The 21437-nt window shown below is 67.9% G+C and carries 23 protein-coding genes; 12 read left to right on the top strand and 11 right to left on the bottom strand.

The window, feature by feature from the left end; translation table 11 throughout:
- Nucleotides 1-2: 2 nt before the first annotated feature.
- The 4 genes from C8K36_RS10080 to C8K36_RS10065 are packed head-to-tail and all read right to left on the bottom strand — an operon-like array spanning nucleotide 3 to nucleotide 2932.
- On the bottom strand, nucleotides 3-1205 hold the full coding sequence (locus C8K36_RS10080) for an ABC transporter permease (RefSeq protein WP_107984370.1): 1203 nt from the start codon (nucleotides 1203-1205) through the stop codon (nucleotides 3-5).
- Nucleotides 1202-2101: an ABC transporter ATP-binding protein gene (locus C8K36_RS10075; protein WP_107984369.1), complete on the bottom strand. Its 900-nt coding sequence runs from the start codon at nucleotides 2099-2101 to the stop codon at nucleotides 1202-1204. Before C8K36_RS10075 ends, C8K36_RS10080 begins: the two co-directional genes overlap by 4 nt.
- Nucleotides 2098-2649, bottom strand: coding sequence for a hypothetical protein (locus tag C8K36_RS10070; protein WP_107984368.1), 552 nt, complete (start codon nucleotides 2647-2649; stop codon nucleotides 2098-2100). Before C8K36_RS10070 ends, C8K36_RS10075 begins: the two co-directional genes overlap by 4 nt.
- A complete protein-coding gene (locus C8K36_RS10065) occupies nucleotides 2642-2932 on the bottom strand; it encodes a helix-turn-helix transcriptional regulator (RefSeq protein WP_107984367.1) in 291 nt (96 codons plus the stop codon). Before C8K36_RS10065 ends, C8K36_RS10070 begins: the two co-directional genes overlap by 8 nt.
- 100 nt (nucleotides 2933-3032) lie before the next feature.
- Between C8K36_RS10065 and C8K36_RS10060 the strand changes: the two genes are divergently transcribed.
- From C8K36_RS10060 to C8K36_RS10050, 3 genes are all read left to right on the top strand, one after another.
- Entirely contained in the window at nucleotides 3033-3575 is a 543-nt protein-coding gene (locus C8K36_RS10060) for a hypothetical protein (RefSeq protein WP_107984366.1), read from the top strand.
- A 151-nt stretch (nucleotides 3576-3726) separates the two neighbouring features.
- Nucleotides 3727-4245 (top strand): copper chaperone PCu(A)C, encoded by a 519-nt coding sequence (locus tag C8K36_RS10055; protein ID WP_107984365.1) that lies wholly within the window; start codon nucleotides 3727-3729, stop codon nucleotides 4243-4245.
- Nucleotides 4238-5428 carry a Dyp-type peroxidase gene (locus tag C8K36_RS10050; RefSeq protein ID WP_107984364.1) on the top strand — a complete coding sequence of 397 codons (1191 nt, stop codon included), beginning with the start codon at nucleotides 4238-4240 and terminating at the stop codon, nucleotides 5426-5428. Before C8K36_RS10055 ends, C8K36_RS10050 begins: the two co-directional genes overlap by 8 nt.
- 17 nt (nucleotides 5429-5445) lie before the next feature.
- On the opposite strand, the gene C8K36_RS10045 is transcribed toward C8K36_RS10050, so the two are convergent.
- Nucleotides 5446-7083, bottom strand: coding sequence for an ABC-F family ATP-binding cassette domain-containing protein (locus C8K36_RS10045; protein ID WP_107984768.1), 1638 nt, complete (start codon nucleotides 7081-7083; stop codon nucleotides 5446-5448).
- Nucleotides 7084-7201: 118 nt separating this feature from the next.
- On the opposite strand from C8K36_RS10045, the gene C8K36_RS10040 reads away from it, so the two are divergent.
- From C8K36_RS10040 to C8K36_RS10025, 4 genes are read left to right on the top strand one after another with little or no spacing between them, the layout of a single operon-like run.
- On the top strand, nucleotides 7202-7813 hold the full coding sequence (locus C8K36_RS10040) for a TetR/AcrR family transcriptional regulator (protein ID WP_107984363.1): 612 nt from the start codon (nucleotides 7202-7204) through the stop codon (nucleotides 7811-7813).
- Between the two features lie 2 nt (nucleotides 7814-7815).
- Complete coding sequence (locus tag C8K36_RS10035; RefSeq protein WP_107984362.1) at nucleotides 7816-8832, top strand: TIGR03617 family F420-dependent LLM class oxidoreductase; 1017 nt, start codon at nucleotides 7816-7818, stop codon at nucleotides 8830-8832.
- Nucleotides 8829-9641, top strand: coding sequence for an enoyl-CoA hydratase/isomerase family protein (locus tag C8K36_RS10030; protein ID WP_107984361.1), 813 nt, complete (start codon nucleotides 8829-8831; stop codon nucleotides 9639-9641). The genes C8K36_RS10035 and C8K36_RS10030 overlap by 4 nt, the downstream gene beginning before the upstream one ends.
- Nucleotides 9638-10561, top strand: a complete 924-nt coding sequence (locus C8K36_RS10025; protein WP_107984360.1) for an SDR family NAD(P)-dependent oxidoreductase — start codon at nucleotides 9638-9640, stop codon at nucleotides 10559-10561. Before C8K36_RS10030 ends, C8K36_RS10025 begins: the two co-directional genes overlap by 4 nt.
- 63 nt (nucleotides 10562-10624) lie before the next feature.
- On the opposite strand, the gene C8K36_RS10020 is transcribed toward C8K36_RS10025, so the two are convergent.
- From C8K36_RS10020 to C8K36_RS10010, 3 genes are all read right to left on the bottom strand, one after another.
- On the bottom strand, nucleotides 10625-11422 hold the full coding sequence (locus tag C8K36_RS10020) for an SDR family NAD(P)-dependent oxidoreductase (protein WP_107984359.1): 798 nt from the start codon (nucleotides 11420-11422) through the stop codon (nucleotides 10625-10627).
- 94 nt (nucleotides 11423-11516) lie between these two features.
- The gene (locus C8K36_RS10015) at nucleotides 11517-12314 is read right to left on the bottom strand and encodes an SDR family NAD(P)-dependent oxidoreductase (RefSeq protein WP_107984358.1); all 798 of its coding nucleotides are present in this window, start codon (nucleotides 12312-12314) and stop codon (nucleotides 11517-11519) included.
- Between the two features lie 148 nt (nucleotides 12315-12462).
- Complete coding sequence (locus C8K36_RS10010; RefSeq protein WP_107984357.1) at nucleotides 12463-13338, bottom strand: TIGR03619 family F420-dependent LLM class oxidoreductase; 876 nt, start codon at nucleotides 13336-13338, stop codon at nucleotides 12463-12465.
- Nucleotides 13339-13535: 197 nt separating this feature from the next.
- On the opposite strand from C8K36_RS10010, the gene C8K36_RS10005 reads away from it, so the two are divergent.
- Nucleotides 13536-15242, top strand: a complete 1707-nt coding sequence (locus C8K36_RS10005) for a 3-ketosteroid-delta-1-dehydrogenase (protein ID WP_107984356.1) — start codon at nucleotides 13536-13538, stop codon at nucleotides 15240-15242.
- An 82-nt stretch (nucleotides 15243-15324) separates the two neighbouring features.
- Here the strand turns inward: C8K36_RS10005 and C8K36_RS10000 are convergent, their stop codons facing one another.
- Nucleotides 15325-15933 (bottom strand): class I SAM-dependent methyltransferase, encoded by a 609-nt coding sequence (locus C8K36_RS10000; protein WP_107984355.1) that lies wholly within the window; start codon nucleotides 15931-15933, stop codon nucleotides 15325-15327.
- Nucleotides 15934-16061: 128 nt separating this feature from the next.
- Between C8K36_RS10000 and C8K36_RS09995 the strand changes: the two genes are divergently transcribed.
- From C8K36_RS09995 to C8K36_RS09985, 3 genes are all read left to right on the top strand, one after another.
- Entirely contained in the window at nucleotides 16062-16898 is an 837-nt protein-coding gene (locus C8K36_RS09995; RefSeq protein ID WP_107984354.1) for an aldo/keto reductase, read from the top strand.
- A gap of 106 nt (nucleotides 16899-17004) precedes the next feature.
- Nucleotides 17005-17613, top strand: a complete 609-nt coding sequence (locus C8K36_RS09990; RefSeq protein ID WP_107984353.1) for a PadR family transcriptional regulator — start codon at nucleotides 17005-17007, stop codon at nucleotides 17611-17613.
- Nucleotides 17610-19112, top strand: coding sequence for a DHA2 family efflux MFS transporter permease subunit (locus tag C8K36_RS09985; RefSeq protein ID WP_107984352.1), 1503 nt, complete (start codon nucleotides 17610-17612; stop codon nucleotides 19110-19112). Before C8K36_RS09990 ends, C8K36_RS09985 begins: the two co-directional genes overlap by 4 nt.
- Nucleotides 19113-19180: 68 nt before the next feature.
- Here the strand turns inward: C8K36_RS09985 and zapE are convergent, their stop codons facing one another.
- Complete coding sequence (zapE, locus tag C8K36_RS09980) at nucleotides 19181-20200, bottom strand: cell division protein ZapE (protein ID WP_107984351.1); 1020 nt, start codon at nucleotides 20198-20200, stop codon at nucleotides 19181-19183.
- Nucleotides 20201-20241: 41 nt separating this feature from the next.
- Between zapE and C8K36_RS09975 the strand changes: the two genes are divergently transcribed.
- On the top strand, nucleotides 20242-20838 hold the full coding sequence (locus C8K36_RS09975; protein ID WP_107984350.1) for a TetR/AcrR family transcriptional regulator: 597 nt from the start codon (nucleotides 20242-20244) through the stop codon (nucleotides 20836-20838).
- A gap of 71 nt (nucleotides 20839-20909) precedes the next feature.
- Here the strand turns inward: C8K36_RS09975 and C8K36_RS09970 are convergent.
- On the bottom strand, nucleotides 20910-21437 hold a 528-nt coding region (locus C8K36_RS09970), incomplete at its 5' end, for an HNH endonuclease signature motif containing protein (protein WP_146176486.1).

The raw sequence follows: 21437 nt of genomic DNA, 5'->3' as shown, positions 1-21437 counted from the left end.
AGTTACCGTGCGAGCGCCTCACGCCACGAGACCGTCTTGCCCATCCGCAGGATCGAGCGCTGGTAGATGCGGGCGGCGACGGCGGACATCGCGATGGTGACCACCAGCATCAGCACGACGGTGGCCGCGATCTGCGCCCCGCTCGCGACACCCGCGGCGATGCGCAGCGGCATCAGGATCGCGGAGAACGGCGGGATCCAACTGAGCACGTTCGACAGCGTGCCCTCGGGGTTCTGTACGGCGCTGAAGGCGGCGAAGAACATCGCCATGATCAGGATGGTGAGCGGCATCGCGGTGGAGTTGACGTCCTCCTGGCGCGACACCATCGAACCGGTCGCCGCGTAGAGCACCGCGAAGAAGGCGAAGCCGAGGACGAACCAGCCCAGGGTGCCGACGAGCGTGCCCCACGCGGTGCCGCCCAGGGTGAGGACGCCGGTCGCGACGCCGGCACCGACGCCCACTACGCCGTACACCGTCAACTGCGCGAGACCGACCGCACCGATGCCGATCACTTTGCCCCACAACAGCTGCAGCGGTCGCAGCGTCGACAGCAGCAGCTCGACCACGCGCGACGACTTTTCCTCGACGACGCCCATCGCGACGTACATGCCGAAGGCGAGGATCTGCATGTACAGGAGGATCACGACGGCGGTGGAGAGCGCAATACGCTGTCCGCGTTCGGGATCCGGCGGATCGATCGCATCGACGGTGACGACGGCGGACTTGGTGCTCTCCGCCAGTTGTGCGGCGTCGACGCCCTGCGCGGCCAGTGCCGCGGTCTGGGCCTGCACGGCGACGGCGCCGTCGAGCACGACGCGCAGCGGTGCGTCGATCTCCGACTCGGTGATCGCGGTGACGCTGCCCCCGGTGCCCGGCACGACGGCGACGTCGAGGTCGCCGTTCTCGACCTGGCTGCGCGCGGCCTTCTCGTCGCCCACCTCGATCACCTCGACCGGGTTACCGGCCGCATCGCCGGTCGAGGTCAGTGCCGCGCTCAGCGACTGGTCGCCGACCAGGCCCACCTTGGAGCGGGAGTCGTCGTCGGACCCGGAGAAGATCGATGCGGCGACGATGCCGCCGATGATCGCGATCAGGACGATCACGTTGCTGACCACGAAGCTCTTCTTCTGGACCTGGGTCAGGAATTCGCGCCGGGCCACCAGGGCGATCGCGCGGGCAGGGCTCAGTCCGCTGCGGTCGCTCATGCGGACACCACCTCTCGGAACAGTTCGGTCAGGGACGGCTTGCGGACTGCGAACTTGTGCACGGGTCCGGTCTTCAGGGCGGCGTTCAGGACGGCCTGGTCGTCGGCGCCCGCACCCAGGGACAGCACGGTGCGGCCGTCGGCGTGGCTGACGGTCGACACCCCGAGCAGGTTGTCGGCCCACCCGTCCGGCGCCGCGGGCGCGTGGACGTCGAGCAGGACGTCTCCACCGCCGCGGAGTTCGTCGACCGTGCCGATCGAGTTCATCCGCCCCTTCGCGATGATCCCGACCCGGTCGCACAGGCGCTGCACCAGATCCAGCTGGTGACTCGAGAAGATCACGGGGACGCCGGTGTTCGCCTTTTCCACCAGGACGTCGCTCATGACGTCGACGGCCACGGGATCGAGGCCGGAGAAGGGCTCGTCGAGAATGAGGACGGCCGGATCGTGGACCAGGGCGGCTGCGAGCTGGACCCGCTGCTGATTGCCCAGACTCAGGGCATCGACGCTGTCGTTCACGCGTTCGGAGATGCCGAGTCGCTCGGTCCACCGACGGGCCGATTCGCTCGCCTCGCTGCGCGAAAGTCCGTGCAGTTCCGCGAAGTACGTGAGCTGTCGGCCCACCTTCATCTTGGGGTAGAGGCCTCGTTCCTCGGGCATGTAACCGATGGAGCGGCGGACCTCGAGGTCCACCGGCTTGCCGCCGAGTCGGACCTCGCCGCGGTCCGCGGCCAGGACGCCGAGTGCGATGCGCATCGCCGTCGTCTTGCCGGCGCCGTTGCTGCCGACGAATCCGAAGATCTCGCCGGGGCGGACGTCGAAGCTCAGTTCTTCGAGCGCGACGACGTCGCCGTACCGTTTGGCGATTCCGTCGAAGGTGAGGGTGTGGCCGGTCATGTGGTCTCCTCGTGGTCGTCGGTGTCAGGGTCGGGGCGGGTCCACGCCAGGATCATCGCGGGCGAGCACGCGCCGATGATCAGCGTGGTGAGAACGAAGAGTCCGCCTGAGTAGACGAGGTTGGATCGGTCGATGTCGAGGTCCAGCGAAGCGCTGATGATCAGGAACATCGCCGGGACGAAGGTCAGGACCTGGGTGACGGTGAGCCCGATCGAGCGTGCGCTGTCGCGCTGCTGGACCTCCCACTCGTCGAGAGCGCGGCGGGGGGCGTCGCCCTGGCGGCCCGAGACGATCTGCAGGGCTGTCCAGGTCACCATGAAGGCGAGGCAAGCCGGCAGCCACAGCAGCGGTCCGACGCGCATGTTCGTCAGGCAGACCGCGCCGACGGCGACCATGCATCCGAGAATCACGGCCAGGGTGACGACCAGGATGCGTCGTCGTGCCCGCGTCCGCCACCCGGGTAGCCAGTGCTTGAACTGCTCCTCGTTCTTCAGGAACCGCCGGGTGCGGAAATCCTGGTACCGCTCGAGTAGGCCGGTGTCAGCCATCGTCGTCGACTCCTCGTAATCGGTCGGCTCGGTACAACTCGGCGCTGATCGGTCCGAACTCGGTCCGGGAGAAAACGGCCTCCACGGGAAGCTCGAACACCGCGCAGATCCGCAACGCCAGGTCGAGGCTGGGATAGTGGTCGCCTCGCTCGAGCGCGCCGACCGTCTGAGGGTTGACCTCGATCAGTTCGGCGAGTTGCGCGCGGGACATCTTCCGTTCGGCGCGCAGCACGGCGAGGCGATTGAAGATGGGGAGACTCGTCCCACGCCGCACCGGACTCATGCAACACATCGTTAGGAAAACCCAACGATGTGTCAAATCGAGGGAACGCGCGAGCGGTTCCCCGATGGGTCTGTACGACCGCCTGTAGTACCCTCTGGTCATGCGGAACGGCCCAGGTGAGGAGCTCGCACGGCAGGTGCGTGGCCTCGCCGTCGCCGCGTCCGTCGTCGCCCTCGCGATCGGCGCCCACGGCCTCGCCGGTGGCGGCGTGCCGCAGGGGATGACGCTGTTGCTGCTCGGCGGCCTGGCTGCGGTGATCGCGGCCGCCGTGATCGCGGTGCCTGCGCTCGCGACCCGGCGCCGCTGGCTCGTGCCCGTGCTCGCGACCGGGCAGGTGCTCTCGCATGCCGCACTGTCCCTCGGTGACGCCCACAGCGGCATGCACGCGGGTTCACACCTCACCCTGCCGATGCTGGTGGCGCACTCGGTCGCGGTCGTCGTGTGCGCCGTCCTGATCGCGGGCGCCGAAAGCATCGGTCCTCGCGCCTGCGCGGCGATGCGTCGCATCCTGCCGCGGATCGTCGCGACCCTGCCGGTCCGACTGGAACCGGCGCTGCCGCACGTCGTCGCCGACATCCGGCCCGTGCACTCGTCCGTGCAGGTCGGACCCATCGCGCGCCGCGGCCCGCCCGCTTTCTGCTGAGCCCACTTCACTTCACCGCGTCACGGCCGTCATTCGCGCGCCGGCGACGCGCGTTCTCCCACACCCTGCGGGACTGCGCCCCGATTGCGCCCCGATTGCGCCCCATTGCGCTCGGGGCCGGCACGCGCCCGCACACGAAAGGCACACGTACATGAAGGCATTCACCCGCGCCCGCACTGTCGCGATCGGCATGACGGCGGCCACCGCGCTGGTCCTCACCGGCTGCAGCAATTCCGAGGAATCGGCGTCCGGTACGGACGCGTCCGCGATCGCGTTCGAGGACTCCTGGATCAAGGCCGCAGATTCCGGCATGACCGCGATGTTCGGGACGATCGTCAACGCGTCGGGCGCCGACGTCACCCTCACATCCGTCACCACCGGTGTCTCTCCTCGCGTCGAACTGCACGAGATGGCAGCCGACGGCACCGGCGCGATGAAGATGCGGGAGAAGGACGGCGGAGTCACCGTCCCCGCGCACGGTTCGTACGAACTGGAACCGGGCGGCGACCACATCATGCTGTTCGACCTGCCCGCACCCGTCCAGGCCGGCACGGATGTCCCGTTCACGTTCACGTTCTCCGACGGCGTGACCGCACAGTTCACGTCACAGGTCCGTGACTTCACGGGTGCCCGCGAGGACTACGGCAACGGCGAGGCACACAGTGGCTGACCTCAGCCGCCGGCAACTGTTCGGGGTCGGCGCCGCCGCGATCGGCGGTGTCGGCCTCGGGCTCGGGACGGGCGTGGCGGTCGCGCGTCCCGCGACGGCGGACGTCGTCGCGGAAACGGTCCCGTTCCACGGGGAACACCAGGCCGGAGTCGAGACTCCGCCGCCGGCGCACACCACGTTCGTCGGACTCGATCTGCGACCGGGAACCGACCGGGCGGCACTGGTGCGGCTGATGCGGGTGTGGACCGACGACGCCGTCCGGCTCACCGAGGGGCGCGGCGCTCTCGCCGACACCGAACCCGACCTCGCGACCGCGCCGGCGCGGCTCACCGTCACCGTCGGTTTCGGCCCGGGCGCGTTCCGGGCTGCAGGCCTGGACGACAAGCGCCCGTCGTGGTGCACACCGTTGCCGCCGTTCGAGATCGACAGACTCGAGGCTCGCTGGAACGACGGCGACGTCCTGCTCCAGGTCGGTTCGGACGACCCGGTCACCGTCGCGCACGCGTTGCGGGTGCTGCTCAAGGCCGCGCGCGTGACCGCGACGGTCCGGTGGGTCCAGCGCGGCTTCCGCCGGGCGCGGGGCAGTGAACCCGAGGGCACGACGATGCGGAACCTGATGGGGCAGGTCGACGGCACCGTCAACCCGAAGGGCGGCAGTGACGACTTCGCTCAGGTGGTGTGGAACGACGGCGTAGAGCAGCCCTGGCTGGCCGGCGGCACCTCGGTGGTGATCCGGCGCATCCACCTCGACCTCGACGGCTGGGACGAACTCGACCGTCCCGGGCGGGACGAGGTGATGGGCCGACGGATGTCGGACGGTGCCCCGCTCACCGGCGAATCCGAGCACGACGCACCGGACTTCGAGGCCGCCGGCCCGGGCGGGCTGAAGATCATCCCCGAGTTCTCGCACGTCGCGCGGGCGCGGCCGATGGCGCCGCGCGAACGATTCCACCGCCGCGCATACAACTACGACGAGGCGCCCGACGGCATCGGGGTGTCCGACTCGGGGCTGATCTTCGTCGCCTACCAGGCGGACGTCGACGCCCAGTACGTGCCGGTGCAGCAGCGACTGGCGGAGGCCGACATGTTCAACCAGTGGTCGACGCCGATCGGGTCGGCGGTGTTCGCGATCCTCCCGGGCTGCCGGAAGGGCGAGTACCTCGGCCGGAGTCTTCTCGGCTGACGGGGGAGGGCGGCGGCTCAGTCCTCGTTGAGCCGTCCGTCCTCCATTCGCCACCGCCGCGTGTGACGCATGGTGTCGAGCATCCGACGGTCGTGGGTGACCAGCAGCAGCGTGCCGGTGAACGACTCCATCGCCTCCTCGAGCTGTTCGATCGCCGGGAGGTCGAGGTGATTGGTGGGCTCGTCGAGCACCAGCAGATTGACTCCGCGGGCCTGCAGCAGGGCCAGCGCCGCGCGGGTGCGTTCGCCCGGTGACAGCGTCGCCGCCGACCGCAGCACGTGGTGACCCTTGAGTCCGAACTTTGCCAGCAGCGTGCGGACCTCGGCGTCGGGCCAGTCCGGGACCTGCGCGCCGAACGCATCCGAGAGGGGCTCGTCACCCTCGAAAAGATCACGCGCCTGGTCGATTTCGCCTACCGCGACACCCGAACCCAGCGTCGCGGAGCCCTCGTCGGGCGTGAGCTTGCCGAGTAGCACCTCGAGCAGCGTGGACTTTCCGGAGCCGTTCGGCCCGGTCACGAGAATCCGGTCGCCCCACTCGATCTGCGCGGTCACAGGTCCGAACGTGAACCCGTTCCGGCGGATCACGGCACCGTTCATCGTGGAGACCACGGCGCCGCTGCGCGGGGCCGCGGCGATCTCCATCCGCAGCTCCCACTCCTTGCGGGGTTCGTCGACCACCTCGAGGCGTTCGATCCGGCGCTGCGTCTGACGTGCCTTGGAGGCCTGCTTCTCCGTGGACTCGGCACGCGCCTTGCGGCCCATCTTGTCGGAGTCGCCGCCCTTGGCCTTGCGTCGGGCGTTGCGGACGCCGTGCTCGAGCCAGTTGCGCTGCATCTGGGCACGATCTTCGAGGGCCGACAGGTTGCCCGCGTACTCGTCGTACGCCTCGCGTGCGTGCCGTCGGGCCACCTCACGCTCGGCGAGGTACGAGTCGTACCCGCCGTCGTACACCGCGATCTGCTGCTGCGCGAGATCGAGTTCGACGATCCCGGTCACGGTGCGCGCCAAAAACTCTCGATCGTGACTCACCACCACCAGCGCGGTCCGGGTCTCGGCCACGAACTGCTCCAACTGCTCGAGGCCGGGCAGGTCGAGGTCGTTGGTCGGCTCGTCGAGCAGCAGGACGTCGTAGCGGGAGAGCAGCAGCGACGCCAGCCCCGCACGCGCAGCCTGTCCACCGGACAGCGCCGTCATGTGGGCATCGCCGGCCACGTCGAGACCCAGGTCGGCAAGGACCTTCTCGGCTCGTTCGGCGAGGTCCGCGCCGCCGAGCGCGAGCCACCGGTCCAGCGCGGGGGAGTAGAGGTCCTCGCCGCCGTTCGCGAGCGACTCGGCCGCGGCGTTCATCTCGGCCTCCGCGGCGGCCACGCCGGTCCTGCGGCCGAGGAACTCGAGGATCGTCTCGCCCGCGATCCGGTCGGGTTCCTGCGCGAGATAGCCGACGGTCGCGTCCGGCGGGCTGAGCGTGACCGTGCCCTCGACATCAGCGCTCCCGACCCCGGCGATCGTCGTGAGCAGCGTCGACTTGCCGGCCCCGTTGGCGCCGACCAGGCCGATCACGTCGCCCGGCCCGACCGTCAGGTCGAGGTCTGAGAAGAGCGTGCGCTCACCACGGGACGCGGAGAGGCCGGAGATACGCAGTGTTGCAGTCACGAGGCCCATTGTCCCAGGTCGGCGTCGGCGCGTTCGAAGCGGCCGCATGGCCTCGATGAACGAGGAATCTCGCGAATCCGCTCTCGTTCGCAAACGTAACGTATTACGGTGAAACGTAATGAACGAGAACGTGGGCAAGGTCGGACGTCCTCGTGACCCGGCCAAGGATCGTGCGGTTCTGGTCGCGGCGCGCCGGCTGCTCGGCGAGGTCGGCTACCAGCAGACGACGATCACCGCGATCGCACGCCGGGCGGAGGTCAGCGCGCCGGCGATCTATCGGCGGTGGCCCACGCGTGAGGCCCTGCTCGAGGAGGCTGTCCACGGCACCGGAGGGCACGCCTTCCCGGGGCCGACGGACGACCTGCAGGCCGATCTCGTGACGTGGACGCGCATCTTCCTCGTACGCGCTGCCAGCCCCGCTGCGCGTGCCGGTATTCCCGGACTCCTCGCCGACGCCGTCAGCGAGGAGGACCGAGAACGATTGTCGGCGTTGCAGGATCCGGTACGCGACGCCTTCTCGGCGCGTCTCGAACTGGCCGCGCGCAACGGTGAGATTCCGCGGGCGGTCGACCCGTCGATGATCTTCGACATCCTGTCGGGGACGACATCACTGCGGGGCGTGATCCAGGGAAGCTCAGGCGCCGACGAGTTCGTCGAATCGTTGGCCGGCGCGCTGTACGTCCTGGCGTGCAACGGCGCCGAGGTGTCAGCTGCAGTGGAAGGGGTTTGACAGTGCAGATGGACGTCCAGCTAGACGGTCGCCCGGAGAACGCCGCGCGGCGCGCGCGGGAACTCGTCGATCTCGGTGTCGACGGGCTCTTCACGTTCGAGGGCCCGCACGATGTGTTCCTACCCCTGGTGTCCGCGGCGGCGGTGGTCGACGCAGATCTGATGACGAACGTCGCGATCGCGTTGCCCCGCAGTCCCATGCATCTCGCGCACACGGCATACGACCTGCAGACACTCAGCCGCGGCCGCTTTCGTCTGGGCCTGGGCTCGCAGATCCGTCCGCACATCGAGAAGCGCTACGGCACGCAGTGGTCGCGGCCCGCCGCACGGATGCGCGAGACAGTGCTGGCGATCAAGGCGATCTTTGCTGCGTGGGAGGGCAATTCGCGTCTGCGATTCGAGGGCGAGTTCACCACTCACACCCTGATGACCCCGACGTTCGACCCCGGGCCCAATCCGTACGGCCCGCCGCCCATCTGCCTGGGCGCGCTCGGACCGGTGATGACGCGAACGGCCGCCGAGGTGGCTGACGGCCTGCTGGTGATGCCGTTCAACAGCGTCCGTCACTACCGGGAACGCACGGTGCCGGCGATCGAGGAAGGACTCGATCGGGCCGGTCGTGCTGCCGCGGATCTCGCGATCTATCCGCAGGTGATCGTCGGGACGGGGCGCACCCCGGACGAACTCTCCGCGGCATCCCGCGGCGTGCGGAGCCTGCTCGCGTTCTACGGGTCCACGCCCGCCTACCGGCCCGTGCTCGACGTCGAGGGATGGGGTGAGCTTCAGCCTGAACTCAACGCGCTGTCCAAGATCGGGGAATTCGCCGGCATGGCAGATCTGATCGACGACAAGATGCTCGGTACCCTCGCGGTGCACGGCACACCCGAGGAGTGTGCCGCCGAGATCGTCGAGCGATTCGGTGCCTACAGCGACCGCGTGTGCTGCTACTTCCCGGGCTACCCGATCCGCGACGAACACATCGCTGATCTGGTCGCCGCCGTGAAGAAGCTGACGTCGTGAGCGATGTACTCGTCGAGATCGACGGGGGCGTAGCGGTTCTCACGCTCCACCGGCCGGAGGCGCGCAATGCCTTCACCGCCGACATGGGTCGTCGACTCGGTGATCTGTACGGCGACCTCGACGCCGACGACGATGTTCGAGCCGTCGTGGTCACCGGCACCCCGCCTGCATTCTGTGCGGGAGCCGACCTGTCCTCGGGCGGCGAGACGTTCGCGTCCCCGGCGGACGGCGCGTTCACCGCGTCCCCCGTGAATCCAGCCGCGTTCGAGATCCGGAAGCCGGTGATCGCGGCCGTGAACGGGCACGCCATCGGCATCGGGCTCACACTGGCGATGCAGGCCGACATCCGCATCGTCGCGGACGACGCCAAGTACGCGATCCCGCAGGTGCGTCGGGGCGTGGTGCCGGACGCGATGTCGCACTGGACGGTTGCGCGAACCGCGGGCATGGCGGTGGCGGCGGAGGTCCTGCTCACCGGACGCACCTTCGACGGCCGCGAGGCCGTCAGCTTGGGTATCGCGAGCCGGTCGTTGCCCGCCGACGAAGTGCTGCCGGCCGCGCTGGACCTGGCGCGCGACATCGCGATCAACGTCGCGCCGATGTCGGCGGCGCTGAGTAAACGCTTGTTGTGGGACACGGCCCGTTACGGATTCACGCCGCAACAGGTCGCCGACTACGAGACCGAGCTTCATCATCGCGTCATGGGCGGCCCCGATGCCGCCGAGGGTGTGCGGGCGTTCCTCGAACGCCGCGATCCGGAGTGGACGACGCGGGTATCGACGAACTGGAAGGAACTACCGTGGGAATGACAGGTTTCGGCCCCGACAGCACCACCGACGACGTTCGCGACGGCATCGACCTCACCGGTCGGACGGCGCTGGTGACCGGGGTGACGAGCGGGCTGGGTGGGGAAACTGCCCGCGCACTGGCGGCGTCTGGCGCGGCGGTGATCCTCACCGCGCGCGACGGCGATGCCGCGGCCGTCGTGGCCGCGGGTATCCGTGAGGTTGTGCCCGGTGCCGAACTGAATACCCTGGCAATGGACTTGGCCGACCTGTCCAGTGTTCGTGCGGCCGTCGACAATCTCGGCGCACAACCGATTGATCTGTTGATCAACAACGCCGGGGTGATGTACACGCCGTTCGAGCGCACGTCGGACGGGTTCGAGTTGCAGTTCGGCACGAACCATCTGGGCCACTTCCTGCTGACCAACCTGCTGCTGTCGAACCTGAGGCTCGCGGCAGACCGATCAGGCACGGCGTCGCGCGTGGTGACCGTCTCGTCGGACGCGCACCGGGCGCACGCCGTCGATCTCGTCGATCCGAACTTCCAGGACCGCCCGTACGACAAGTTCGTGTCGTACGCACAGTCCAAGGCGGCCAACGTGCTCATGACCGTCGAAGTGCAGCGGCGCAACGCGGACAGCGGGATTCATGCCTTTTCCGTGCATCCGGGGGTGTGCGCCACCGGGCTCTCCCGGCACATGTCCCGAGACGATTTCGCGGAGATGAAGCGGATGAGTGCCGGCAAGCCAGGTCTGCTGTCCAACCTCAAGACGATCCCGCAGGCGGCAGCAACGTCGGTGTGGGCGGCGACAGCACCCGAACTCGGCACGGACGGCGGGGCCTATCTCTCGGACTGCGCCGTCGGCAGGGCCTCCCGCCACGCCGTGCACCCGGATACTGCGGCCGCGCTGTGGGCGTTGTCGGACAAGCTCGTCGGGCTCTGACGGTCCCCGAACCGCACATCGGGGTCGATCGCATTGTCGCGGTCGACCCCGATGGGCATTGGGCTACCGCGATTCCGGCGGGAGCATCAACAGCGCCTCGTTGTGCGCGTCCAGCAGAATCTGGATGCGGTCGCGGCCGCTGCGGCGTTCGGCCTTCTCCTCGTTGCCCTTCGTGATGAACACCGGGCCGTTCCCGATATTCGCCACGGCCTGAGCGGCCACGTCGGCCGGTTCGGAGACGTGTAGACCGTCGATGTCCATGTTGAGTCCAGCCCGGTCCATGGCCGGCGTCCGGGTGACGCCGAGGACCATCTCGAGGACGTCGACGTCGTACTCGCGCATCTCGAGCCAGAGGCCCTCGGCGAACGTGCGGCAGAACGACTTCACGCCCGCGTAGATGCTGATCCGCACCGACCCCGACATGCCCTGCATCGAACCCATGAGCATCAGACCACCACGACGACGCACCTTCATCGGCGCGCCGAAGTGCTGGATCAGCTTCAGCTGCGTGGTGATGTTGAGATCGATGACCTTCTGGAACCGGTCCAGGTCGCCGGTGACGAACTCGTGGCCGTAGGTGTTGGCGCCCGCGTTGTAGACCAGCAGTCCCACCTCGAGATCGTCGGTGACGGTGCGGATCTTGTCGAGCACGTCGGCCTCGGTGAGGTCGACGGACAGTGTGCGCACCTCGACACCGTTCGCACGGGCCCGCTCCGCGGTCGCCTCGAGCGGCTCCGGTTTGCGGGCCAGCAGGACCAGGTTCAGGCCGGCCTCGGCGAGCTGGACTGCGAGTTCCGCGCCGACACCTTCGGACCCACCCGCGACGACGGCCCACGGTCCGTATTTGGCAATGTCGATCATTGTTCGATCCCCTCGTCGTTCGAAACGGACTGCACGCGACAGGCACGTAGAGTCGTGGCCACCCGCGATGCGGGTGGCCACGAACAATGCTGTGTTACTTGGATTCCGGCGGAAGCATCGCCTTCGAGGCGGCCTGCGCGGCCAGCAGCAGCTCGACACGGTTGCCGCCGCTGCGCTTCTCGACGGCGCGCTCGTTGCCCTTCGCGACCACGACCGGGCCGTTGCCCAGGTTGGCGAGTGCCTGCGCCGCAACGTCGGCGGGCTCCGAGACGTTCAGTCCCGGGATGTCCATGTTGAGTCCGGCGCGGGCCATCGCCGGGGTGCGGGTGACGCCGAGGACCATCTCGAGGACGTCGACGTCGTACTCGCGCATTTCCAGCCAGAGACCCTCGGCGAAGGTGCGGCAGAACGACTTCACGCCCGCGTAGATGCTGATCTGAGCCGAGCCGAGGAAGCCTGCCATCGAGCCCACCAACAGCAGGCCGCCGCGACGACGATCCTTCATGGGGGCACCGAAGTGCTGGATCAGCTTGAGCTGACCGGTGATATTGAGGTCGATCACCTGCTGGAAGCGATCCAGGTCGCCGGTGACGAACTCGTGGCCGTAGGTGTTGGCGCCGGCGTTGTAGACGAGCAGTCCCACCTCGAGCCCGTCGGTGACGCTGCGGATCTTGTCGAGCATGTCCGCCGCCGTGAGGTCGACGGACAGTGTCCGGACCTCGACGCCCTTGGCGCGCGCCTTCTCGGCGGCCACCTCGAGCGGTTCCAGCTTGCGGGCCAGCAGGACCAGGTTCAGGCCGGCCTCGGCGAGCTGAACGGCGAATTCCTCGCCGACTCCCTCGGAGCCGCCCGCGATGACGGCCCACGGCCCGTACTTGGCTGCGTCGATCATGTATCGGTCCCTTCGCTTTTCGATCCCGACGTTCGGGAATGAACTGCCTGATCGGTCGTCCGCTCAGTCAGGTATCCCCGAGTATGGTGTGACGTGGGTCGCAAACCGCCCCCGATTCCACTGGTCGGGACTGGTATCGCGCGCCGCGTCAGGCCACCCGGTCGATCACCGATTCCGCGTAGTTCTCGAGGTTCGCGATCTTCTGCTCCAGCGGTTCGGCGTCGGGCGCGACCTCGTAGGAATTGCGGAACCCCACGATTACATCGGTGATGCCCTTGTCTTCGAGTCGCTTGATTCCGTCGACGGTGAACGCATCCGCGGAAGCGACGTGAATCTCGAACGGTGCATCGGTCTTGCCCTCCGCCGCACGGATCTTCTGCAGTTTCTCCAGCATCCGATCGAGTTCCTCGGGGTCACCGCCGGCGTGCGTCCAGCCGTCTCCGCGCACGACGGCCCGGCGCAGTGCTGCGTCGCTGTGACCGCCGATGAGGATCGGGATCGGCTGGGTCGATACCGGATTCAGCTTGATCGACGGCACGTCATAGATCTCGCCGTGGTACTCGAAGTAGCCGCCGTTCGTGAGCCCGCGCACGATGTCGATCGCCTCGTCGGTTCGCTTGCCGCGTCGCTCCCACGGCACCCCCATCACCTGGAAGTCCTCGGGCCACGGGCTCACCCCGACACCCAGTCGCAGTCGGTTGTTCGTCATGTATGCCACCGATGCGGCCTGCTTGGCGACGAGCACCGGCGGACGGATGGGCAGTTTGAGCACGAAGGTCGTGAACCGCAGCGTGGTCGTCGCCGCCCCCAGCGCCATCGCGAGGATCATCGCCTCCACGAACGGCTTGTTCTCGAGGAACTCGCGGTTGCCGTCCGGCGTGTACGGGTAGACCGAATCCGAATCCTCGGGGTAGCAGATGCTGTCCGCGACGGTCATGGAGTCGAAGCCGACGCGTTCGGCCGCCTGCGCCAGCGGCACGTAGAAGGCGGGGTCGGTCATGGCCTCGGCGTAGGTGAATCGCACGGTGGGACTCCTTCGGTCGGACGGCGGTCGCTCAGACATTCTGAAAGTGGGATAGATCACATGCCAGTTGCTCTCCCGCTGCGTGGGAAGGTCCTCGCGCCGCTCGGAGGGGGTCGCCTCCCAGCGAATGGGACCGGCGCTTTCGGTGCGCACCGAACGTCCTTAGCGTGCTCCCACAACTAGGCGAAGGAGCACTCATGGCCGTCAGTTCTGCAGCGACCACACCTACCGCGAAAGACACCACCGTCGACCTGCTCGTGATCGGTGCCGGTACCGGCATGGCAGCCGCCCTGGCGGCGAAGGAGTTGGGACTGTCCACGCTCATCGTGGAGAAGACCAAGTACGTGGGCGGGTCGACGGCCCGTTCGGGTGGCGCCTTCTGGCTGCCCGACAACCCGATCCTGCGTGATGCGGGCGCCGGAGACTCCCGCGAGCGGGCGCAGACCTACGTCAGTGCCGTCGTCGGTGGCACCGCACCCGCCGAGCGCGGCACCGCCTTCGTCGAGAACTCGGCCGCCACGGTCGAGTTGCTGCAGCGCACGACGCCGATGAAGTTCTTCTGGGCCGAGGGCTACTCGGACTACCACCCCGAGTTGCCGGGTGGTTCGGCGATCGGGCGCACCTGTGAGTGCCGCCCGTTCGACGCCTCGGTCCTCGGAGCGGAGCGCCCGCGTCTGCGCCCGGGTCTGATGGAAGCGCCGATGCCGATGCCCACCACGGGCGCCGACTACAAGTGGATGAACCTGATGGCGCGCGTGCCCCACAAGGGCATCCCGCGGATTGTCAAGCGTCTCGCCCAGGGCGTCGGCGGTCTCGCGCTGCGCCGCGAGTACATGGCCGGCGGCCAGGCACTCGCCGCGGGTCTGTTCGCCGGCGTCGTGCGCGCCGGGATCCCCGTCTGGACCGAGACCACGCTGGTGCGCCTGATCACCGAGGGTGATCGCGTCACCGGTGCCGTCGTCGCCCAGGGCGATCGCGAGGTCACCGTGACCGCGCGCCGCGGTGTCGTGCTCGCGGCCGGCGGCTTCGACCACGACATGGCGATGCGGCACAAGTATCAGTCCGAGTCGCTCGGTGACCACGAGAGCCTCGGCGCCGAGGGCAACACGGGCGACGCGATCCGGCTGGCCCAGGAGGTCGGCGCGACCACCGACCTGATGGATCAGTCGTGGTGGTTCCCCGCCGTGGCGGCGCTGCCCGGCCGCCCGCCGACGGTCATGCTGGCCGAGCGTTCGCTCCCCGGATCGTTCATCGTCGACCACACCGGTCGCCGGTTCATCAACGAGTCCATCGACTACATGTCCTACGGGCAGAAGGTCCTCGAGCGTGAGCGCGCCGGTGACCCGATCGAGTCGCAGTGGATCGTGTTCGACCAGAAGTACCGCAACAGCTACATCTTCGCGGCCGGACTGTTCCCACGTCAGCCGCTCCCGGAGTCCTGGTACAAGGCCGGCATCGCCCACCAGGCGTCGAATCCGGCCGAGCTGGCCCGCAAGGCCGGACTGCCGGAGGATGCGTTCGCGGAGACGTTCCGGAAGTTCAACGCGGACGCCGCAACAGGAACCGACAGCGAGTTCCAGCGGGGACAGAGCGCCTACGACCGCTACTACGGCGATCCCACCCAGCAGCCGAACCCGAACCTGCGGCCCCTGACCGGTGGACCGCTCTACGCGGTGAAGATGACGCTGAGCGACCTCGGCACCTGTGGCGGTGTCCAGGCCGACGAGCGTGCGCGCGTGGTGCGTGAGGACGGCAGCGTGGTCGACGGCCTGTACGCCATCGGTAACACCGCCGCCAACGCGTTCGGGCACACCTACCCGGGCGCCGGCGCGACGATCGGCCAGGGTCTCGTGTTCGGTTACATCGCCGCACGCGATGCCGCCGAGCGGACGCCGCAGGCCTGACCGCAGGTCTATACGGATCGGCCCACCCACATCGGCGATGTGGGTGGGCCGAGTTCGTTCTGCCCGGACTGGGTCGAGCCCGTCAGTCGCGCACGAGGCGAAAGAAGCGCGGCTCGGCTTTCGCGAGAATGCCCGGTGCGCCGCTGGTGTCCATGGCGTCGTCCCCGACGATCGTCCACCCGTCCAGCGCACGTTCGACGTCGGCCCGCGATGCGCCTCGCGGCAACGGCCCGCGGTGGCCGGGGGAGAAAGAGAACATCAGGAACACGGCACCCGGTTCGGTGACCGCTGTCAGCCCGGTGCCGTACGCGATGCGCTGCTCGTCGGCGAGACCGTGGAAGCAGCCGACGTCGAGCGCGAGGGTATACGCGTGATCGACGTATGCGGGCAGGTTCGTGACGTCGCCCAGCACGAACGTGACGTCGGCGCCGGCGACGGGCAGCTTCGCGCGGGCCCGCTCGATGGCGAGCGGGACGGAGTCGACCGCCGTGACCGACCATCCGCGGATCGCGAGTTCGATCGAATGGTCGCCGGTCCCGCAGCCGAGATCGAGCGCTTTGGCCTTTGCGGCGTCTCCGGGGGCGGCAACCTCGTCGAGGAGGTGGCGCAACTGCTCGGCGAAGATGGAGCGCCCGGCGTTCTCCCACGGTGTGAAGCCGAGTCGGTACGCCAATCGGTATCCGAGGTTCATCGTCCGCCCCTTCCGGGAGATCAGACCACCTGGAATGAACGTAGGCCCGTCCCGACTCGCCGCGCAACGACGTCCACTTCCTGAGACGGCGGGGAACATGTCGGGGCGTCGTGGTGGTTGCCCCGAACATGACTTCCATCAGTTCTGTACCGGCCGTCGAGCTGAACGACGGCAACGCGATTCCGCAACTGGGCTTCGGGGTGTTCCAGGTGCCGGACGACCAGGCGTACGACGCGGTCGCCGAGGCGCTGCGCGTCGGCTACCGCAGCATCGACACTGCCCGCATCTACGAGAACGAATCCGGCACCGGCCGCGCGCTCGCCGATTCGGGCGTCGCCCGGGAAGACCTGTTCGTCACCACCAAGCTCTGGAACGCCGACCAGGGCTACGACTCGACGCTGCGAGCCTTCGACGACAGCCTCGCCCGCCTGGGCCTCGACTACCTCGACCTCTATCTGATCCACTGGCCGGCTCCCGCGCAGGACCGGTACATCGACACGTTCAAGGCATTCCAGCAGTTGAAGGCCGATGGGCGGATCCGCTCGATCGGTGTCTCGAACTTCACGGCCGAGAATCTGGAGCGACTGGTCGAGGCAGTCGGGGAGACGCCGGTGCTCAACCAGATCGAACTGCATCCCGAGTTCGCGCAGGCGCGCCTGCGGGCGGTACACGCCGACATGGGCATCGTCACCGAGGCGTGGAGCCCGCTCGGCCAGGGGACCACGATCGCGAATCCGACGATCCGCGCGATCGCCGACGCGCATGGGCGCACGCCGGCTCAGGTGATCCTGCGGTGGCACATCCAGTTGGGCAACGTGGTGATTCCCAAGTCGGTGACGCCCGAGCGGATCGCGAGCAATTTCGACGTATTCGGCTTCGAACTCGGCGTCGACGACATGTTCGCGATCGGATCCCTCGACTCTTCTGACGGGCGCCTCGGACCGGATCCCGCGGTATTCGGCTGACCCCGAGTCGGGGTGTCGCTCGTCACAGGCGGTGAACGGCATTGATCGCCAGTCCCCACAGTCGTATATTCCACGTGGAATATACGACGTGGAAGTGGGGTGAGGGATGCTGCCGCGTTCTGTCACACCGTTGGGGGTGTCGGTGCTCGCGCTGCTGTTCGAGCGGCCCATGCACCCCTACGAGATGTATCAATTGCTGTCCACCCGGAGGAAGGACCGCATCGTCAAGGTCCGTCCCGGGTCGCTCTATCACACGGTCGAGCGCCTCGGACGTGACGGACTCGTCGCGGTGGTGGGCACAGATCGGCAGGGCAACCGGCCCGAGCGGACCACGTACGAGATCACTCAGTCCGGACGGGCTGCGGTGCGGGACCGTGTCGTGGAGATCGTCGAGGTGCCGACCCGCGAATTCCCGCAGTTCCCGCTGGGTCTCGCCGAACTGCACAACCTCGAAGCCGGTACCGCCCTCGAACTGCTGGAACGTCGGATCGAGGCCCTCGCGACCGAAATCGCCGAACTGGACGACCTGCTCCAGACGGCGAACGCAGTTCCGGAGCTGTTCACCATCCCGTTCTCGTACACCCGGGCGATGGCGCAGGCCGAAGTCGACTGGCTGCGAACCTTCGTCGACCGCGTCCGCGACGGTGAGATCCCCTGGGTCACCGCGCAACTCCTCGAAAACCTGAAACTTGCAGATATGAAGGGCAACACATGAAAACCGAAATAAGGCCCTGGCCGGCCCTGTGGGCCCTCTGTCTGGGTTTCTTCATGATCCTCGTCGACAGCACCATCGTCGCCGTCGCGAATCCGGTCATCACCGCGGAGCTGAACACCGACGTCAATGCGGTCATCTGGGTGACGAGCGCGTACCTGCTCGCGTACGCGGTGCCGCTGCTCGTCACCGGACGCCTCGGTGACCGGTACGGCCCCAAGAACATGTACCTCATCGGCCTGGTCGTGTTCACGCTCGCATCGCTGTGGTGCGGTCTCGCCGGCGGCGTCGAGATGCTCATCGTCGCCCGCGTGTTCCAGGGCCTCGGCGCCGCGATGATGACGCCGCAGACCATGGCCGTCATCACGCGAATCTTCCCGCCGGACAAGCGCGGAACCGCGATGGGCCTGTGGGGCTCGGTGGCCGGTGTCGCGACGCTGGTCGGCCCGATCCTCGGCGGTGTCCTGGTCGACAGCCTCGGCTGGCAGTGGATCTTCTTCGTCAACGTCCCCGTCGGCGTCATCGCCTTCGTGCTCGCGTGGCGTCTGGTTCCGTCGTTGCCGACCAACAACCACAAGTTCGACATGATCGGGGTCGCGCTCAGCGCGATCGGCCTGTTCTGCATCGTCTTCGGTCTGCAGGAAGGCAATTCGTACGACTGGGACGCCCGCACGTGGGGGCTGATCGGGTTCGGCGTCGTGATCATGATCGCGTTCGTGTGGTGGCAGAAGGTCAACCGCAACGAACCGCTGGTGCCGCTCGTGTTGTTCAAGGACCGCAACTTCTCGGTCGCCAACCTCGGTATCGCGGCGATGGGTTTCTCGATCACCGGCGTCATGCTGCCGTTCATGTTCTACGCGCAGAGCGTGACCGGGCTGTCCCCGACGCGTTCGGCACTGCTGATGGCGCCGATGGCGATCGTCACCGGCATCCTCGCTCCGTTCGTGGGGCGACTCGTCGACAAGGCGCATCCGCGGCTCATCGCGGGACCGGGATTTCTCGTGTTCGCCCTCGCGACCGCGTGGCTGGCGACGCGTCTGACCCCGACCACCCCGATCTGGCAGATCCTGGTGCCGATGGCGCTGATCGGTGCGTCCAACGCGTTCATCTGGGCGCCGCTCGCGGCGACTGCGACCCGCAACCTGCCGCCCGCGCACGTCGGCGCCGGATCGGGCGTCTACAACACGACCCGCCAGGTGGGTGCCGTCCTCGGCAGCGCCGCGATGGGCGCGCTCATGACGTCGCGGATCACCGCGGAGCTGTCGACCCTCGGCATCTCGGGCGGCGCCGAGGTCGGGGGCGAAGGCTTCCATGTCGGCCAGTTGCCGGAGGTCGTGCGTGAGCCGTTCTCGACCGCCATGGCGCAGTCGGCGATGCTGCCGGCCGCCGCGCTGATGCTCGGCTTCGCGGCCGTGCTGTTCTTCGTCAATCCGCGCAAGGGGGATGCCGTTCGTGAGGTGCCCGCGGGTGCCGACGGTGAGTCAGTCCGCTCGGGTCACTGACGACTGCTTCGCCAGGAGGCGCCGCCGACCACGTGGTCGGCGGCGCCTCCTTTTGCCTTCGGGGCAGGTCAGGCGGTCGGTACGGGCTGCAGTTGCCTGAGCCTGCTCAGGATGCGGTCGATGTCGGCGGGCGGCGTTTCGGCGGTGGTCAGCGAATCCAGGGAGCACTCGGCCAGGAACACCGCCGGGACATCCTTGTCGTAAAGGACGTCGACGAGGTTCGCGAACCGTTGCGTCGGTTCGCGTCCCGCGTGCGCCAGATCGGGAATACCGCTCAGGGTCCACCGGTCGTACCGCGAGGCGAGCGCCAGGTAGTCCGCCGGTGCCGTGGTGTGCTCGCACAGATCCCGGAAGTCGAACCACAGGCAGTGCGCCTCGGCGCGCAGCGCGACGAGTGGGTGCCCACACGGCGTGAGCGTTCGGAGTTCGTCCGGCCCGGGGTGTTCGAGCCCCAGCCCGGCCAGTTGATCGGCATCGCCGGGCGTCATCCACCGGCCCGACGCGAACCCCGAAACATGGCGCGACTCGGTCCGGTAGTCCTGCTGGCCGTCGACCTCGACGATCTCCAGGGACTGTTCGATCAGCTCGATCGTCGGCGTGAACGACTCGTGGAACAGCGGGTTCGGTAGCAGTCGGTGCGGGGGATAGTTGGACGTGACCACGAGGGCGACGTGCCTGTCGAACAGGTCGGGGAGCAGGCGTTCGACGAACTTTGCGTCGGCGATGTCGTGGAGGTGGAACTCGTCGAAGCACAGGACGTGGACACCGTCGAGGATGGAGTCGAGCGCCGCATCCAGATCGTTGTGGTGCCGGCGGATCGCCGTGTGTAGTTCTCGAAAGAACTCGTGGAAGTGCACGCGGCGTTTGTGTTCGGTGGGTAGGGCCGCGAAATACGTTGCCATCAGCCAACTCTTGCCGCGGCCGACCGGGCCCCACAGATACGTACCCCGACCGGAGGTGTTTTGCAGTCTCGAGATCGCCTGCTGCTGAGCATGATCGATCGTGAACCCCTGAGTTTGTGCCGCCCGGTCGAACGCCGCGGCGGGCACGGACAGATCCGGATGGGACACGCGCCACGGCCATCTCATGGCCGGAACTCTATCATCGTAGAGTCTGGCAGGATGGAGACATGAGTCACCGTCCGTCGCGCCGCGATTCGATCTGTGAGGCCGCGCTCGACCTCGCCTCCGAAGGGGGCAATCATGCCGTCACTCACCAGTCGATCGACAAGCGTCTGGGGCTGGCGAAGGGGTCGACGTCGTACTACTTCCGTACGCGGGCCGCGCTTGTCGGTGCGGCGGTCCGGCGGTTGGCACAGAGATCGAGGGAGGCCTTCCTCGAGGCGCGGACCGATAGCTCGGTTCCCACTATCGACGGTGCCGCGGATCTGATTGCGGGACAACTCGACCTGCTGCTCACCGACCGGCGCCGGGATGTTCTGGCGCGGTATGCGCTCGCCGTCGATGCGGCAGCAGACGACGAGCTTCGGGCGGCGCTCGCAACGTGCCTGTTCTCCGTGGAGAAGGCGACAGGGCTGATGGGGGAGTTGGGTGCAAGAGACCCACTGGCGGCTGCGTACAACCTGATCAGTCTCCTCGAGGGTCTGCTCTTCGACCTGACGTACGGGCCACGCTCCGTGCTGGAAGAGGATTCGGACCTGCGCACCGCCGGACTCCGATCGACTATCCGGCTGTGGCTGGAAGCCCTCGGTCGCACTGCTCTGTAGCCGGCACCTCGCTGTAGCCGGCACCTCGCTGTAGCCGGCACCCATCGGGTGCCGGATACAGCGGCGGCGTTTCAGGCCGCGCGTGGTCCTGCGCGGTTGTGGGCGGGGATGGGTTTTCTGTATGGGTCCAGTGAGCCTGGCGGTGTGAACCATGGGTGGTGGTCGTCGCCGATCTCTACTTGCCAGTGTGAGTGGTGGAGCAGTCGGTGGTGGTAGCGGCACATGAGCACGAGGTTGTCGAGGTCGGTGGGTCCGCCGTCTGCCCAGTGTTTTACGTGGTGGCCTTCGCAGTGGGCGGGTGGTGTGCCGCAGCCTGGGAAGGCGCAGCCGTGGTCGCGGGCCACTAGCGCCCGGCGCTGCTTCTTGGAGACTGTTCGGCTGCTACGTCCGAGATTGAGCGGCACTCCGTCGTCCATGACGACGGGTGCGAGGTGGCAGTCGCAGGCGAGGCGTCGTGCGGTGGCGATCGAGAGTGGCCCCGTCCAAGGCATGTGGGCGATGTCGTTGTCGCCGAACAGATCCGGATCATCACCGGTATGCGCATGATCGTTATCCGTCTGCGCCAGGTCTGCCGCGTTCACGTGCAGCGACAGGTGCGG

The sequence above is a fragment of the Rhodococcus sp. OK519 genome (assembly GCF_003051005.1).
Taxonomy (GTDB): domain Bacteria; phylum Actinomycetota; class Actinomycetes; order Mycobacteriales; family Mycobacteriaceae; genus Prescottella.
This window is presented reverse-complemented; position numbering and strand designations above follow the sequence as displayed.

Excerpts from the sequence above, each read along its gene's own strand:
- C8K36_RS10080 (WP_107984370.1), bottom strand. The coding sequence starts at position 1,205 with ATGAGCGACCGCAGCGGACTGAGCCCTGCCCGCGCGATCGCCCTGGTG.
- C8K36_RS10075 (WP_107984369.1), bottom strand. The coding sequence starts at position 2,101 with ATGACCGGCCACACCCTCACCTTCGACGGAATCGCCAAACGGTACGGC.
- C8K36_RS10070 (WP_107984368.1), bottom strand. The coding sequence starts at position 2,649 with ATGGCTGACACCGGCCTACTCGAGCGGTACCAGGATTTCCGCACCCGG.
- C8K36_RS10065 (WP_107984367.1), bottom strand. The coding sequence starts at position 2,932 with ATGAGTCCGGTGCGGCGTGGGACGAGTCTCCCCATCTTCAATCGCCTC.
- C8K36_RS10060 (WP_107984366.1), top strand. The coding sequence starts at position 3,033 with ATGCGGAACGGCCCAGGTGAGGAGCTCGCACGGCAGGTGCGTGGCCTC.
- C8K36_RS10055 (WP_107984365.1), top strand. The coding sequence starts at position 3,727 with ATGAAGGCATTCACCCGCGCCCGCACTGTCGCGATCGGCATGACGGCG.
- C8K36_RS10040 (WP_107984363.1), top strand. The coding sequence starts at position 7,202 with ATGAACGAGAACGTGGGCAAGGTCGGACGTCCTCGTGACCCGGCCAAG.
- C8K36_RS10025 (WP_107984360.1), top strand. The coding sequence starts at position 9,638 with ATGACAGGTTTCGGCCCCGACAGCACCACCGACGACGTTCGCGACGGC.
- C8K36_RS10020 (WP_107984359.1), bottom strand. The coding sequence starts at position 11,422 with ATGATCGACATTGCCAAATACGGACCGTGGGCCGTCGTCGCGGGTGGG.
- C8K36_RS10015 (WP_107984358.1), bottom strand. The coding sequence starts at position 12,314 with ATGATCGACGCAGCCAAGTACGGGCCGTGGGCCGTCATCGCGGGCGGC.
- C8K36_RS10005 (WP_107984356.1), top strand. The coding sequence starts at position 13,536 with ATGGCCGTCAGTTCTGCAGCGACCACACCTACCGCGAAAGACACCACC.
- C8K36_RS10000 (WP_107984355.1), bottom strand. The coding sequence starts at position 15,933 with ATGAACCTCGGATACCGATTGGCGTACCGACTCGGCTTCACACCGTGG.
- C8K36_RS09995 (WP_107984354.1), top strand. The coding sequence starts at position 16,062 with ATGACTTCCATCAGTTCTGTACCGGCCGTCGAGCTGAACGACGGCAAC.
- C8K36_RS09990 (WP_107984353.1), top strand. The coding sequence starts at position 17,005 with ATGCTGCCGCGTTCTGTCACACCGTTGGGGGTGTCGGTGCTCGCGCTG.
- C8K36_RS09985 (WP_107984352.1), top strand. The coding sequence starts at position 17,610 with ATGAAAACCGAAATAAGGCCCTGGCCGGCCCTGTGGGCCCTCTGTCTG.
- zapE (WP_107984351.1), bottom strand. The coding sequence starts at position 20,200 with ATGAGATGGCCGTGGCGCGTGTCCCATCCGGATCTGTCCGTGCCCGCC.
- C8K36_RS09975 (WP_107984350.1), top strand. The coding sequence starts at position 20,242 with ATGAGTCACCGTCCGTCGCGCCGCGATTCGATCTGTGAGGCCGCGCTC.